Genomic DNA, 13,122 nt, shown 5'->3' with positions numbered 1-13,122 from the left:
TCCGGAGGCGGCCGGCGAGCCGGAATATAACGGTTCGGCAGTCAAAGACCGGCAGACTGCCTTCCGAGTGGACAGACAAGTGTGCTATGCATCACTCTTGATTGGTTGTCAGGAAAGTGTGATGCACTTCCCGGCCGACGCGCCGGTCGAGGCAGGGGGCAGTGAGCTCCCACGCCGGACCGGCGGGCGGTCATCGACAGTCGAAGACGACTCCGTGCAGCACGCCAGCCCATACCCTTCGAGTACAAGGAGCAGAGATGTCGGTTGAGTTCATCAAGACCGATGAGGACCTGCCGCCGGTAGCGGTCGTCGAGAGACCCAAGTGGACTCCGGCGAAGATCGTCCTCTGGGTCGCCATCGCCATCATCGCCGCGATCGGCTGGATCATGGTGGCCTTCGTCCGCGGCGAGGACCTGAGCGCAAGCTGGTTCGTCGCCGCTGCAGTCGGCAGCTACCTCATCGCCTTCCGGTTCTACGCCAGGTTCGTCGAGGCGAAGGTCTGCCGTCCTGATCCTCGCCGGGCGACTCCAGCCGAGCTCAAGGACAACGGCCGCGACTTCACGCCGACGGACCGCCGGGTCCTGTTCGGCCATCACTTCGCTGCGATCTCCGGCGCCGGACCGCTGGTCGGACCGGTCCTCGCCGCCCAGATGGGATACCTGCCCGGAACCCTCTGGATCATCTTCGGCGTGATCTTCGCCGGCGCGGTCCAGGACTTCATGGTGCTGTACTTCTCGATGCGCCGCAATGGCCGCTCCCTGGGACAGATGGCCCGTGACGAGCTGGGCAAGGTCGGCGGAATCATCGCCTCGATCGGCATCCTGCTCATCATGGTGATCCTCATCGCCGTCCTCGGCATCGTCATCATCAACGCGCTGGCTGAGAGCCCCTGGGGCGTCTTCTCGATCGCGATGACGATTCCGATCGCCGTCCTCATGGGCGTCTACATGCGCTACATCCGGCCCGGCAAGGTCGTCGAGACCTCGGTGATCGGCGTCTTCCTCCTGGTGGTCGCGATCATCGCCGGCGGCTGGGTGCATGAGAACCCGTTCTGGTCGGAGGTCTTCCACCTGGAGAAGACCACCCTGGCCTGGTGCCTGATGATCTACGGCTTCTTCGCCGCAGTGCTGCCGGTGTGGATCCTGCTGGCTCCGCGCGACTACCTGTCGACCTTCATGAAGATCGGCACCATCCTGCTGCTTGCCGTCGGCATCGTCATCGTCAATCCGACGGTGCAGATGCCGGCCGTCACCGAGTTCGCCTCCAACACGGACGGCCCGGCCTTTGCGGGTGCCCTGTTCCCGTTCCTGTTCATCACGATCGCCTGTGGGGCACTGTCCGGCTTCCATGCGCTGATCTCCTCGGGCACCACCCCGAAGCTCATCGAGAAGGAGAGCCAGGCACGCCTGATCGGCTACGGCGGAATGCTCATGGAGTCCTTCGTCGCGATCATGGCGCTGGTCGCCGCGGTCTGCCTGGACAAGGGCCTGTACTTCGCCATGAATGCCGCCGAACCGCTCACCGGCGGCACCGCCCAGGGCGCGGCGGACTTCATCAACAACCAGCTCGGCATGACCGGGGTGCAGACCTCTCCGGAATTCCTCGAGAACCAGGCTGTGCTGGTCGGCGAGGAGTCGATCGTCTCCCGCACCGGAGGGGCGCCGACCCTGGCGATGGGAATGGCGCAGATCCTGGGCAACGTCTTCGGCGGCCAGGCGATGATGTCCTTCTGGTACCACTTCGCGGTGATGTTCGAGGCGCTGTTCATCCTCACGACCATCGACGCCGGCACCCGGGTGGCCCGCTTCATGCTCGGCGACGCGATCGGCAACTTCGTCCCGAGGTTCCGCGATCCCTCGTGGAACGTCGGCGCCTGGATCACCACCGCGGTCATGGTCGGCGCGTGGGGATCGATCCTGCTGATGGGCGTCACCGACCCGCTGGGAGGCATCAACACACTGTTCCCGCTGTTCGGCATCTCCAATCAGCTGCTGGCGGCGATCGCACTGGCGGTGGTGTTCGCCCTCGTCTGCAAGATGGGTCTGGCCAAATGGGCGTGGATACCGGGCATCCCGCTGGCCTGGGACCTGGCCGTGACCATGACCGCATCCTGGCAGAAGATCTTCTCCTCGGATCCGAAGCTCGGCTACTGGGCTCAGCACTTCGCCTACCGCGATGCGCTGGCCGCCGGTGAGACCTCCCTGGGCACCACCGAAGGCGCCGCGGCCATGCAGGCAGTGGTCCGGAACACGTTCATCCAGGGCACCCTGTCGATCGTGTTCGCCGTCATCGTCCTCATGGTCGTGGTGATGGCGCTGTGGGCGGCCTACAAGTCGATCACGGCGAAGGGCCCGCTGCCGACCACGGAGGAGCCGTTCCAGCCGTCCCGGATGTTCGCGCCCAAGGGCCTGATCATGACTTCGGCCGAGAAGCAGGTCAAGGAGCAGTGGGATGCGCTGGAGCCCGCTGCCGTCCAGCGGACGGGGCAGGCATGAGCGCCGCGGTCGCGCGCCTAGCCGCTCCGTTCCGCGCGGTCCACTGGTACCTCAAGGAGCTGATGGGCGAGAACGCGTATCAGCACTACCTCGCGTCGTACGAGCGGCGGCACGGCACGCGTGAGGGTGCGATGGCCGAGCGCGCGTTCTGGCGCGACGTGACCGACGCCCAGGACCGCAACCCGCAGACGCGCTGCTGCTGAGCGCGGGTCAGTCCGCTGCCGCGGTGACCGTCGCCTCGGCCCCGGACCTGACCATCACCATCTGGTAGTCGATGACGAGCGGGGCGTGATCGCTCCACCGCTCCGCCCACGAATCGGCCCGGTCCACCCTCGCCGACGCGGCCGTGGCCGCCAGCTCGGGCGTCGCCAGCTGATAGTCGATGCGCCATCCGGCGTCGTTGTCGAAGGCTTTGCCCCGCATGGACCACCACGTGTAGGGACCCGCCATCTCTCCGGACAGCTTCCGGTGCACGTCGACCCAGCCGAGCTCGCCGAGGAAGCGGTCGAAGTAGGCGCGCTCCTCGGGCAGGAAGCCGGCCTTCTTCTGGTTGGCCTTCCAGTTCTTGATGTCGAGCTCGGTGTGCCCCACATTGAGGTCCCCGGTCACGATCGCATGGTCCGCGTGCTCGCGCAGCTCCGGCAGCCGGGTGAGCATGCCGTCGAGGAAGCGGTACTTGTCGTCCTGCTTGGGAGTCCCGGCCTCGCCGGAGTGGACGTAGGCCGACACCACCGTCAGCGTGGTGCCATCGGCCAGCACGTAGTCCGTCTCGATCCAGCGGCCGGACCGATCGAAGTACTCATCGCCGATGCCGATCCGCACCGCGGCTGCGGGCTGCCGGGAGATGACGGCGACTCCGGCACGTCCCTTGGCCTCGGCGTCGGCACTGTACACATGGTGTCCGGAGGGCTCGAGGATGCCCTCGGCGATGTCGTTGCCGGCCCGAACCTCCTGCAGCGTGACGATGTCGGCGGCGGTCGACTCCAGCCAGTCCCCCATCCCCTTCCGCCAGGCGGCGCGGATTCCATTGACATTGACGGTTGCGATTCGAATCATGGTTGCTATCCTGTCACGGCTCCCCAGGGGAGTTGTCCCATCACCTTCGACTCGGCGTAGAGTGAGTGTGACTGTTCCGCTTCAAAGGAGGAAGCCTTGGCCGACAACCAGACCTTCGACGCCTCTCAGGTGAGTATTCGACCGCTCGATGAGGTCGATGCGCTCGAGCTGCGCGACTTCCTGGTAGCGGCTCAGAAGGATTTCTGGGGCGACCGGGACCTCAGCCATGATCACGACCCGTACTGGTTCCGCCAGTTCGCGGCCTCCGGTCTGGTGGCCCGCTTCCGCAACGAGATCGTCGGCTACCTCCTCGGCGTGATCCCGCTGGAAGGTCCGGCCTACGTCCACCTGGTCGCGGCGCGGAAGGACTTCCGGCACCGGGGCATCGGACGCCGCCTCTACCTTGAGTTCATCAAGATGGCGCGCGAGAAGGGCGCCGCAGAGGTGCAGGCGACCGCGGATCAGGACAACTCCGAGGCGATCTCGTTCCACTCCTCGATGGGCTTCGAGGGTGAGCTCATCGCCGACTACGGCGGTCCGGACAGCCCCCGCGTCTTCTTCTCCCGCTTCCTCAACGGCGACTGACCATCGCAGGCTGCTGGGAGCAGACACCGGGCCCGGGATTCCTTCGCGGAATCCCGGGCCCGGTTCATTCACGACTCCCGATCAGCTCAGTGACCGGCCTGCCGCTCGGCGATCTCGACGACGTTGCGCAGCAGCAGGGCCCGTGTCATCGGACCGACTCCCCCGGGGTTGGGAGACAGCCAGGCCGCCACCTCGGCGACTCCCGGGTCGACGTCTCCGACGATCCTGCCCTTGCCGGTCTCCGGATCCTCCACGCGGGAGACTCCGACGTCGAGCACGACCGCCCCCGGCGCGACCGCCTCGGCCCGCACCAGCCCGGGGGAACCCGCTGCGGCGACGATGACGTCGGCCGAGCGCAGCACCTCATCGAGGTTCACGGTGCCGGTGTGCGTCAGCGTCACCGTGGCGTTGTACTCCCGCCGGGTCAGCAGCGCGCCGATCGAGCGGCCCACGGTCACGCCGCGGCCGACGACGACCACATGCTTTCCGGGCAGCTCGATCCCGTTGCGCTCCATGAGCTCGATGACTCCGCGCGGAGTGCACGGAAGCGGCGAGCTGATGGGCCGGCTGACGTTGAGCATCAGCCGCCCGAGGTTCGTCGGATGGAGACCGTCGGCGTCCTTGTCGGGGCTGATCCGCTCGAGGACGTGATCGGTGTCGATCTGCTCCGGGAGCGGCAGCTGGACGATGTAGGCAGTGCAGGCGGGGTCGGCGTTGAGCTCGTCGATGACCTCGTCGAGCTCGGCCGCGGTGATCGTCGACGGCAGGTCCCGGCGGATCGATTCGATGCCGACCTGCGCGCAGTCACGGTGCTTTCCTGCGACATAGGACTGCGATCCGGGGTCCTCGCCGACCAGGACGGTGCCGAGGCCGGGCACGATGCCGGCCTCGCGCAGCGCCGCGACCCGGCCCGCCAGCTCCTCCTTGATCGCCTTCGCGGCCGCCTTGCCATCAAGGATCTGAGCGCCCATCAGTACTGTTCCAGCCCTTCGTAGAGCGGGAAGTCGGCGGCGAGCCGGTTCACCCGGGCACGGAGCGTCTCGACGTCCGGGCTGGGTTTGAGAGCCTCTGCGATGACGTCGGCGACCTCGGTGAATTCTGCGGCGCCGAAGCCGCGGGTGGCCAGCGCCGGGGTGCCGATCCGCAGACCGGAGGTGACCATCGGAGGCCGCGGATCGAACGGCACCGAGTTGCGGTTGACGGTGATGCCCACCTCGTGGAGGATGTCCTCGGCCTGCTGGCCGTCCAGCTGCGAATTGCGCAGGTCGACGAGCACCAGGTGGACGTCGGTGCCGCCGGTCAGCACGGACGCGCCGGACTCGGCCACATCCGAGGCGAGCAGCCGCTCGGCGAGGATCCGGGCGCCTTCCAGAGTGCGCTCCTGGCGCTGCTTGAACTCCTCGGTCGCCGCCAGCTTGAAGGCGACGGCCTTGGCCGCGACGACGTGCATGAGGGGCCCGCCCTGCTGGCCGGGGAACACCGCGGAGTTGAGCTTCTTGGCATGCTCGGGATCGCGGCTGAGGATGAACCCGGAGCGCGGCCCGCCGATGGTCTTGTGCACCGTCGAGGACACGACGTCGGCCAGCGGCACGGGGTTGGGATGGAGCCCCGCGGCGACCAGACCTGCGAAGTGGGCCATGTCGACCCACAGTGCCGCCCCGACCTCGTCGGCGATCGATCGGAACGCCTCGAAGTCGAGCTGGCGGGGGTATGCCGACCAGCCGGCGACGATGACCTTGGGCCGGTGCTCGAGGGCACGCTGCCGGACCACGTCCATGTCGATGCGGTAGGTGTCCGGATCGACTTCGTAGGAGGCGACGTCGTACAGCCGTCCGGAGAAGTTGATCTTCATCCCGTGCGTCAGGTGGCCGCCGTGGGCGAGCTCGAGACCGAGGAGTCTGTCGCCCGCGCGGGCGAACGCGTGCATCACAGCGGCGTTGGCGGAGGCGCCCGAGTGGGGCTGGACGTTGGCGTACTCCGCCCCGAAGAGCTTCTTCACACGGTCGAGGGCGAGGTTCTCCGCGATGTCGACGGCCTCGCAGCCGCCGTAGTAGCGGCGTCCCGGATAGCCTTCGGCGTACTTGTTGGTGAGGACTGAGCCCGCGGCCTGGAGCACGGCGCGGGGCACGAAGTTCTCCGATGCGATCATCTCGAGGAACGTGCGCTGCCGATCCAGCTCCTGGTCCAGCACCGCCGCGATCTCCGGATCGATCTCGCCCAGCGAGGCGTTCATCGAGTTCGACACGTCAGTCATTCATCAGCTCCTAGGGACGTCTGCGGCAACGGCGCGATGCCTGCGAATACAGTACCAGGCGCAGCCTGTCCGGGAGCCGGGACCGCGGCGAGCCCGGTGCCCGCCGACTCGTAGGATGAGCCCATGACATCTGACCACGAATGGGTCCTCTCGATCTCCTGCCCCGACCGCTCCGGCATCGTCTACGCCGTCTCCGGGGCGCTGGTGGGCATCGACGCCACGATCACCGAATCCCAGCAGTTCGGGTCGCAGGACACCGAGCTGTTCTTCCTCCGCCTGCAGTTCCGCACCTCAGCGGACGAGGAGGTCATCCGGGAGGCGCTGGCGCCCATCGTGCGCCGACTGGGCATGACGGTCGAGCTGCATTCCGCGCAGCGCCGGCAGCGGACCCTGGTCATGGTGTCCAAGGCCGGCCACTGCCTCAACACCCTGCTGTTCCAGCAGCACTCGGGAGTGCTGCCCACCGACATCGTCGGGGTCGTGGGCAACCACGACACGCTGGCCCCGATGGCCGAGTTCCACGAGGTTCCCTTCCACCACATCCCCGTCACCCCCGACACCAAGCAGGAAGCCGAGGACCGGCTGCTCCACCTGGTCGACGAGCTCGACGTCGAGCTGGTCGTGCTCGCCCGGTACATGCAGATCCTCTCCCCCGCGGTCTGCGACCGCATGATGGGGCGCGTGATCAACATCCACCATTCGTTCCTGCCGAGCTTCAAGGGCGCGCGTCCCTACCACCAGGCGCATGCCCGCGGGGTCAAGATCATCGGTGCCACCGCCCATTACGTCACCAGCGACCTCGACGAGGGGCCGATCATCGAGCAGGACGTCACCCGCGTGACGCACTCCCAGCCGGTCGAGGACTTCGTCCGGCAGGGCCAGGAGATCGAGGCCTCGGTGCTCGCCCGCGCCGTCCGGTGGCACGCCCAGGGCCGTGTCATCCTCGATGGCAGCCGGACTGTCGTGTTCAGCTGACGATCCCGCTGCGCCTGAATGGCAAAGGGCTGCGATCCAGACGGATCGCAGCCCTTGTCAGCTGAGCGCAGGAGTGGGACTCACTTCTCCTCGGCGGACTCGCCTTCGGAGGACTCGCCCTCGGAGGACTCGCCTTCGGAGGACTCGCCTTCGGAGGACGCCTCGGCGGACGCCTCGGAATCGGCAGCGGGTGCCTCTTCCACGGTCTCGTCAGCAGCGGTGCCCTCGGCGGACTCGTCCTGGGAGGTGGTCTCCTCAGCAGCGGACGCCTCGGCGGAGGCGTCGGAGCCGGAATCGGCAGCAGCCGCCTGGGTTGCGGCCTCTGCTTCCTTCACGGTGGCCTGCTTGGGCGAGTACGGCTCGAGCACCAGCTCGATCACGGCCATCGGGGCGTTGTCGCCCTTGCGCGGGCCGATCTTGGTGATCCGGGTGTAGCCGCCCGGACGTTCAGCGACGGCCGGAGCGATCGAGGTGAACAGCTCGTGCACGATCGACTTGTCGGTGATCTGCGCCAGCACCCGGCGACGAGCCGCGAGGTCTCCGCGCTTGGCGAAGGTGATCAGGCGCTCGGCGACCGGGCGGAGGCGCTTGGCCTTGGTGACGGTCGTGGTGATCGACTTGTTCTCGAAGAGCTGAGCGGCCATGTTGTTCAGCAGCATCCGCTCGTGCGCCGGGGAACCACCCAGACGGGGCCCCTTGGTAGGCGTGGGCATGGTTTATCTCCTTGGAATTCTTAGAACTGCTCGTCCTCGACGAAGGACGTGTCCTCGCCTTCGGGGGCATTGTCGTAATCGGCAGGGCTGTCCTTGAGGCTGAGGCCCAGCTCGCTGAGCTTCTGCTTGACCTCGTCGATGGACTTCGAGCCGAAGTTGCGGATGTCCATCAGGTCGGTTTCGCTGCGCGAGACGAGCTCGCCGACCGTGTGGATCCCCTCACGCTTGAGGCAGTTGTACGAGCGGACGGTGAGGTCCAGGTCCTCGATGGCCAGGGCCAGGTCGGCAGCCATCGCGGCATCGACGGGTGAAGGCCCGATCTCGATGCCCTCCGCCTCGACGTTGAGCTCCCGGGCCAGGCCGAACAGCTCGACGAGGGTCTTGCCGGCGGAGGCCACGGCATCACGCGGGGTGATCGAGGGCTTGGTCTCCACGTCGACCACCAGGCGGTCGAAGTCGGTGCGCTGCTCGACACGGGTGGCCTCGACCTTGTAGGTCACCTTGAGGACCGGCGAGTAGATCGAGTCGACCGGGATGCGCCCGATCTCCGCGTCGGCGTTCTTGTTCTGCGCCGCCGACACGTAGCCGCGACCGCGCTCGATCGTCAGCTCCATGTCCAGTCGCCCGTCCTCGTTGAGGGTGGCGATGAACAGCTCGGGGTTGTGGATCTCGACACCCGCGGGAGCGGAAATGTCTTCGGCGGTGACTGTCCCCGGGCCCTGCTTGCGCAGGTAGGCGACGACCGGTTCATCGAACTCCGAGGAGACGACGAGCGACTTGAGGTTGAGGATGAACTCGGTGACATCCTCCTTGATCCCCGGCACGGTGGTGAACTCATGGAGCACACCGTCGACCCGGATGCTGGTGACGGCAGCACCGGGGATGGACGACAGCAGGGTGCGACGCAGCGAGTTTCCGAGGGTGTAGCCGAATCCCGGTTCGAGCGGCTCGATGACGAACCGCGAACGATAGGTGGCTACAACCTCTTCCGTGAGCGTGGGGCGCTGTGCAATCAGCACGTGGGCTTCCTTTCGGCGAGCATCCGCTATATGACGCTCGCAATGCACTTGAGAGTATTGCTACTCGTGACGCTTGCGGGGGTGTGGAAGGCCGACGGGCCGGCGCTCGCGGGGGATGGTCTCCCCCGCGAGCACCGGCTCATCGGAGCGGCTCAGCCGCGGCGACGCTTGGGCGGCCGGCAGCCGTTGTGCGGCGTCGGGGTCACGTCCTGAATGGTGCCCAGCTCCAGGCCTGCTGCCTGGAGGGAGCGGATCGCGGTCTCACGGCCCGAGCCCGGTCCCTTGACGAAGACGTCGACCTTCTTGAGGCCGTGCTCCTGCGCGCGACGAGCAGCCGATTCGGCGGCCATCTGCGCGGCGTAGGGGGTGGACTTGCGCGATCCCTTGAAACCGACCTCGCCGGAGGAAGCCCAGGAGATCACGGCTCCGGTCGCGTCGGTGATCGAGACGATCGTGTTGTTGAATGTGGACTTGATGTGAGCCTGGCCGTTGACAATGTTCTTCTTGTCCCTGCGGCGCGGCTTGCGAGCAGCTGATGCTGCGCGTGTCTTGGGCGGCATGCTTCAAAACTCCTGATCGAAGGCTAGGGGGTGATTACTTCTTCTTACCGGCCACAGTGCGCTTCGGGCCCTTGCGGGTGCGCGCATTGGTCTTCGTGCGCTGTCCGCGGACAGGAAGTCCGCGGCGGTGGCGCAGGCCTTCGTAGCTGCCGATCTCGACCTTGCGGCGGATGTCGGCAGCAACCTCACGACGGAGGTCACCCTCCACTTTGAATGTGCCTTCGATGTAGTCGCGCAGCTGCACGAGCTCAGCATCGGTCAGGTCTTTCACACGGGTGTTCGGGCTGATCCCGGTTTCCGTCAGGGTCTGGCTCGCACGAGTGCGGCCCACACCATAGATGTATGTCAAGGCGACTTCCACGCGCTTTTCGCGCGGGAGGTCGACTCCGGCAAGACGTGCCATCGGCTATTTCTCCATTGTCTGATCAGAGGTGCTTGCTCAGGCCTGTCCCGCTGGGCTGTGCCCGCGGGTCCCCGGCCTCCGAACCGGGGGTGTCGTCCTGTCTCCAGGGGTCGAGGCCTGCTTGGGTGTGGTGCTCACAGCTGACGCGAGCGCGCCAGTGCGAACGAGATCTGCTCCAGGTGAAGCGATCAGCCCTGACGCTGCTTGTGGCGCGGGTTGTCGCAGATCACCATGACCCGGCTGTTGCGCCGGATCACCTTGCAGTTGTCGCAGATCTTCTTGACGCTTGGCTTAACCTTCATCGTTATTCCTTCTTCTCACCGCGAATACCCCGGGGTCGTGACCCTGGGGCAGGAACGGCGAAAGCTGTCGAAGAGATCTCTTACTTGTACCGGTAGACGATGCGTCCGCGGGACAGGTCGTAGGGAGACAGCTCCACCACGACACGGTCCTCGGGAAGGATTCGGATGTAGTGCTGGCGCATCTTTCCTGAGATGTGCGCAAGCACCTTGTGCCCGTTGCTCAGCTCGACGCGGAACGTGGCGTTCGGCAGAGCCTCGACAACGGTGCCCTCGATCTCAATGACCCCTTCTTTTTTGGCCATATCGTTCGTGTACCTCATCTTCCCGCAACCACAGCGGGCCGCGATTCGTTCGTCACTCGGATCCTCTTCGGCTGCCCGGGCGGGATCCGATTCGACCGGGATCTGCTCTGCCGGGAAAGCGCCAATCGCCTCTTGCTTTGCGCTAAGCTCATGAAGAGGACGGCGACACCCTGCCCGCCGGTCACAGACCAGTGAACCACTCTAACCCAATCAGGCCGTCAACGCCAATGCTGCCCGTCTCCCCGCGTCTCTCCCCGCTGGTGTCCCCCGCCGCTCGAGTCGACGCCGCTGAACGGCTCCGCCGACTCCTCGCGATCGAGCCCGCACCCAGAGCAGACCTGGGAGCCCTCTCGGCGGAGCTCAGCGCCTCCGCCTGGCGGACATCGACGGTCCGCGGCCGGCTGCTGCGCCGGCTCGGGCTCCTCGACTCCGCGGGCCCGGCCGTGCTCGAGCTCCTCGGCGAGCACCTCACCGCGGCCGAGGCGGCCCGTGTCCTCGACACCGTCCCCGCTCTCGAACCCCGCACCCGAGGTCCCGCCTGCGCTGTCCCGGCGGCCCGTCCCGTTCCCGGGAGGGCCGAGCACGTGCGGCAGGGGCGCCTCGGCGACTGCTGGTTCATCGCAGTCCTGGCCGCGTGCGAGCACGCCTGGCCCGGCTTCATCGCCTCGCTGCTCCGGCCGCTGCCGAACGGGCTCGTCCAGGTCCGGCTCCACACCCCGCTCCCCCGCTGGATCACGCTGAGCGATCGTGTGCCGCCGCGCCACCGCGCGGGCGATCGTCGGCTGCGCCCCAACGGCGCCTCACTGGTCGAGAAGGCCCTTGCGATCGCCCACGGCAGAGGCAGCTACCGCCGCACCCAGTTCAACTTCGCCGGCACCGCCTTCCGACTGCTCACCGGCAGGTGGTGTCCGGCGCGGCCGGTGCCGCGCACTCTCCGACCTGCTGCCGCCTGGCTCGGGGCGGGGAGGCCGGTGCTCGCCTCGACGCTGATCAGGCCCGGTGGATCGTTCATGCTCCACCGGGAGGACGACCCGGACCGGAGCATCGCGTTCATGGACGGGCACGTCTACGTCGTGATGGAGGTCGCGTCGTTCACCGAGGACGGCTGCCGGGAGCCCGGCCTGGCGCCTCGGGTCCACGTCCGCAATCCTCACGGCGGCGCTGAGGGAGAGCCTCGGCGCACGGACCTGTACCTGTCGGCGGCCCAGTTCCGAAGGGCTTTCATCAGCGTGAACGTGGGACCGCGCGCTCCGGCCGCACCGTGAGCACCGCCCGCCCGCGCTGCCGTCTCGGCGGCTACCGTGGAGACATGACGATTCCCGAATACAGCGCCGAGGAGCTCCGCGCCCGCGGCTCTCTCAAGTGGACGACCTATCCGGATACCCTCGGCGCCTTCATCGCCGAGGCAGATTTCGGCACCGCGCCCGCGGTCCACCGCGCGCTGGCGGAGCTGCAGCAGGCGGAGCTCTTCACCTACGCGCCTCCCGCGATGACCCGGGACATGGCTGCCGCGACTGCGGAGTTCTGCGCCAGGCGCTTCGGCTGGGAGGTGCCGCCGGCCCAAGTCGCGGCCGTTCCCGACGTCATCACCGCCTTCGCGGCGACAATCGACATCTTCACCGAGCCCGGGGCACCGGTCGTCCTGCCGACGCCGGCCTACATGCCGTTCTTCCGAGTCGCGCCGCTGCACGGCCGCGAGGTTCGCGAGGTCCCCATGCTGCGCACGGACTCCGGGTGGGAGATCGACTTCGACGCCGTCGATGCTGCGATGACCCCGGGTGCGCTCCTGGTGGTCTGCAATCCGCACAACCCGATCGGCAAGGTCTACACGGGGCAGGAGCTGGAGCACATCAGCGAACTCGTCGAGCGCCACTCCGGCCGCGTCTTCGCCGATGAGATCCACGCTCCTCTCGTGTACGAGGCCGGCTCCCACATCCCCTATGCCTCCGTCAGCGAGGCGGCAGCCAGGCACGCGATCACCTCCACCTCCGCATCGAAGGCATTCAACATCCCCGGCCTGAAGTGCGCGCAGATCATCTTCTCGAACGCGGCCGATCTGGCCCGCTACCGGGAGTTCGGGGAGTTCGTCTCCCATTCGACGGCAGTCCCGGGAATCGTCGCCAATACCGCCGCCTATCGCGACGGCGACGCATGGCTGGCCGAGCAGATCGCCTACCTGGACGACAACCGTCGCCTGCTCGGGGACTTGCTGGCGCAGCATCTCCCCGAGGCGAAGTGGGTGATGCCGCAGGGGACCTACATCTCCTGGATCGACCTGCGCGACTGTCAGCTGCCGCAGGGCCCCGCTGAGTTCTTCCGGGAGCAGGCCGGAGTCGTGCTCACGGACGGGAGAGAGTGCGGGCAGGTCGGAGCCGGGCATGTGCGGCTCAACTTCGCCACGCCGAGGCCGATTCTCGCCGAGATCGTCGAGCGCATGGGCACAGCGCTCGGCGGCTGA

The 13,122-nt window shown here is 67.2% G+C and carries 15 protein-coding genes; 6 read left to right on the top strand and 9 right to left on the bottom strand.

The annotated features are described in order from the left end of the window. Positions 1-257: 257 nt before the first annotated feature. Positions 258-2,495: a carbon starvation CstA family protein gene (locus LXN01_RS01530; RefSeq protein ID WP_236862777.1), complete on the top strand. Its 2,238-nt coding sequence runs from the start codon at positions 258-260 to the stop codon at positions 2,493-2,495. Then, on the top strand, positions 2,492-2,698 hold the full coding sequence (locus LXN01_RS01525; RefSeq protein ID WP_236862776.1) for a CstA-like transporter-associated (seleno)protein: 207 nt from the start codon (positions 2,492-2,494) through the stop codon (positions 2,696-2,698). The genes LXN01_RS01530 and LXN01_RS01525 overlap by 4 nt, the downstream gene beginning before the upstream one ends. Before the next feature lie 7 nt (positions 2,699-2,705). On the opposite strand, the gene LXN01_RS01520 is transcribed toward LXN01_RS01525, so the two are convergent. Further along, positions 2,706-3,551 carry an exodeoxyribonuclease III gene (locus tag LXN01_RS01520; RefSeq protein WP_236862775.1) on the bottom strand — a complete coding sequence of 282 codons (846 nt, stop codon included), beginning with the start codon at positions 3,549-3,551 and terminating at the stop codon, positions 2,706-2,708. 96 nt (positions 3,552-3,647) lie between these two features. Here LXN01_RS01520 and LXN01_RS01515 point away from each other — a divergent pair, with 96 nt between their 5' ends. Continuing rightward, a complete protein-coding gene (locus LXN01_RS01515) occupies positions 3,648-4,136 on the top strand; it encodes a GNAT family N-acetyltransferase (RefSeq protein WP_236862774.1) in 489 nt (162 codons plus the stop codon). Between the two features lie 86 nt (positions 4,137-4,222). On the opposite strand, the gene LXN01_RS01510 is transcribed toward LXN01_RS01515, so the two are convergent. Then, complete coding sequence (locus LXN01_RS01510; RefSeq protein WP_236862773.1) at positions 4,223-5,107, bottom strand: bifunctional methylenetetrahydrofolate dehydrogenase/methenyltetrahydrofolate cyclohydrolase; 885 nt, start codon at positions 5,105-5,107, stop codon at positions 4,223-4,225. Beyond that, a complete protein-coding gene (gene glyA, locus LXN01_RS01505; RefSeq protein ID WP_272902066.1) occupies positions 5,107-6,390 on the bottom strand; it encodes a serine hydroxymethyltransferase in 1,284 nt (427 codons plus the stop codon). The genes LXN01_RS01510 and glyA overlap by 1 nt, the downstream gene beginning before the upstream one ends. 123 nt (positions 6,391-6,513) lie before the next feature. Between glyA and purU the strand changes: the two genes are divergently transcribed. Next, positions 6,514-7,365: a formyltetrahydrofolate deformylase gene (gene purU / locus LXN01_RS01500; RefSeq protein WP_236862772.1), complete on the top strand. Its 852-nt coding sequence runs from the start codon at positions 6,514-6,516 to the stop codon at positions 7,363-7,365. Positions 7,366-7,445: 80 nt separating this feature from the next. Here purU and rplQ read toward each other — a convergent pair whose 3' ends face one another. From rplQ to infA, 6 genes are all read right to left on the bottom strand, one after another. Beyond that, positions 7,446-8,078 (bottom strand): 50S ribosomal protein L17, encoded by a 633-nt coding sequence (gene rplQ, locus LXN01_RS01495; RefSeq protein ID WP_236862771.1) that lies wholly within the window; start codon positions 8,076-8,078, stop codon positions 7,446-7,448. A 20-nt stretch (positions 8,079-8,098) separates the two neighbouring features. Next, entirely contained in the window at positions 8,099-9,097 is a 999-nt protein-coding gene (locus LXN01_RS01490) for a DNA-directed RNA polymerase subunit alpha (RefSeq protein WP_236862770.1), read from the bottom strand. A gap of 152 nt (positions 9,098-9,249) precedes the next feature. Continuing rightward, the gene (gene rpsK / locus LXN01_RS01485; RefSeq protein ID WP_236862769.1) at positions 9,250-9,657 is read right to left on the bottom strand and encodes a 30S ribosomal protein S11; all 408 of its coding nucleotides are present in this window, start codon (positions 9,655-9,657) and stop codon (positions 9,250-9,252) included. Positions 9,658-9,691: 34 nt separating this feature from the next. Further along, positions 9,692-10,060, bottom strand: coding sequence for a 30S ribosomal protein S13 (gene rpsM, locus LXN01_RS01480; protein ID WP_236862768.1), 369 nt, complete (start codon positions 10,058-10,060; stop codon positions 9,692-9,694). A gap of 188 nt (positions 10,061-10,248) precedes the next feature. Continuing rightward, positions 10,249-10,362 (bottom strand): 50S ribosomal protein L36, encoded by a 114-nt coding sequence (gene rpmJ, locus LXN01_RS01475; protein WP_236862767.1) that lies wholly within the window; start codon positions 10,360-10,362, stop codon positions 10,249-10,251. A gap of 80 nt (positions 10,363-10,442) precedes the next feature. After that, positions 10,443-10,664: a translation initiation factor IF-1 gene (infA, locus tag LXN01_RS01470; RefSeq protein WP_236862766.1), complete on the bottom strand. Its 222-nt coding sequence runs from the start codon at positions 10,662-10,664 to the stop codon at positions 10,443-10,445. Between the two features lie 227 nt (positions 10,665-10,891). On the opposite strand from infA, the gene LXN01_RS01465 reads away from it, so the two are divergent. Next, positions 10,892-11,929: a C2 family cysteine protease gene (locus tag LXN01_RS01465; protein ID WP_236862765.1), complete on the top strand. Its 1,038-nt coding sequence runs from the start codon at positions 10,892-10,894 to the stop codon at positions 11,927-11,929. Between the two features lie 44 nt (positions 11,930-11,973). After that, a complete protein-coding gene (locus LXN01_RS01460) occupies positions 11,974-13,122 on the top strand; it encodes a MalY/PatB family protein (protein WP_236862764.1) in 1,149 nt (382 codons plus the stop codon).

Origin of the sequence: Brevibacterium daeguense (genome assembly GCF_021729135.1) — a bacterium.
In the GTDB taxonomy this organism is placed as follows: Bacteria; Actinomycetota; Actinomycetes; order Actinomycetales; family Brevibacteriaceae; genus Brevibacterium; species Brevibacterium daeguense.
The sequence above is the reverse complement of the archived record's forward strand: the minus strand, read 5'-3'. Positions and strand labels throughout refer to the sequence as shown.

Coding starts and splice junctions, on each gene's coding strand:
- LXN01_RS01530 (WP_236862777.1), top strand. CDS start 258: ATGTCGGTTGAGTTCATCAAGACCGATGAGGACCTGCCGCCGGTAGCG.
- LXN01_RS01525 (WP_236862776.1), top strand. CDS start 2,492: ATGAGCGCCGCGGTCGCGCGCCTAGCCGCTCCGTTCCGCGCGGTCCAC.
- LXN01_RS01520 (WP_236862775.1), bottom strand. CDS start 3,551: ATGATTCGAATCGCAACCGTCAATGTCAATGGAATCCGCGCCGCCTGG.
- LXN01_RS01510 (WP_236862773.1), bottom strand. CDS start 5,107: ATGGGCGCTCAGATCCTTGATGGCAAGGCGGCCGCGAAGGCGATCAAG.
- glyA (WP_272902066.1), bottom strand. CDS start 6,390: ATGACTGACGTGTCGAACTCGATGAACGCCTCGCTGGGCGAGATCGAT.
- purU (WP_236862772.1), top strand. CDS start 6,514: ATGACATCTGACCACGAATGGGTCCTCTCGATCTCCTGCCCCGACCGC.
- rplQ (WP_236862771.1), bottom strand. CDS start 8,078: ATGCCCACGCCTACCAAGGGGCCCCGTCTGGGTGGTTCCCCGGCGCAC.
- rpsK (WP_236862769.1), bottom strand. CDS start 9,657: ATGCCGCCCAAGACACGCGCAGCATCAGCTGCTCGCAAGCCGCGCCGC.
- rpsM (WP_236862768.1), bottom strand. CDS start 10,060: ATGGCACGTCTTGCCGGAGTCGACCTCCCGCGCGAAAAGCGCGTGGAA.
- rpmJ (WP_236862767.1), bottom strand. CDS start 10,362: ATGAAGGTTAAGCCAAGCGTCAAGAAGATCTGCGACAACTGCAAGGTG.
- infA (WP_236862766.1), bottom strand. CDS start 10,664: ATGGCCAAAAAAGAAGGGGTCATTGAGATCGAGGGCACCGTTGTCGAG.
- LXN01_RS01465 (WP_236862765.1), top strand. CDS start 10,892: ATGCTGCCCGTCTCCCCGCGTCTCTCCCCGCTGGTGTCCCCCGCCGCT.
- LXN01_RS01460 (WP_236862764.1), top strand. CDS start 11,974: ATGACGATTCCCGAATACAGCGCCGAGGAGCTCCGCGCCCGCGGCTCT.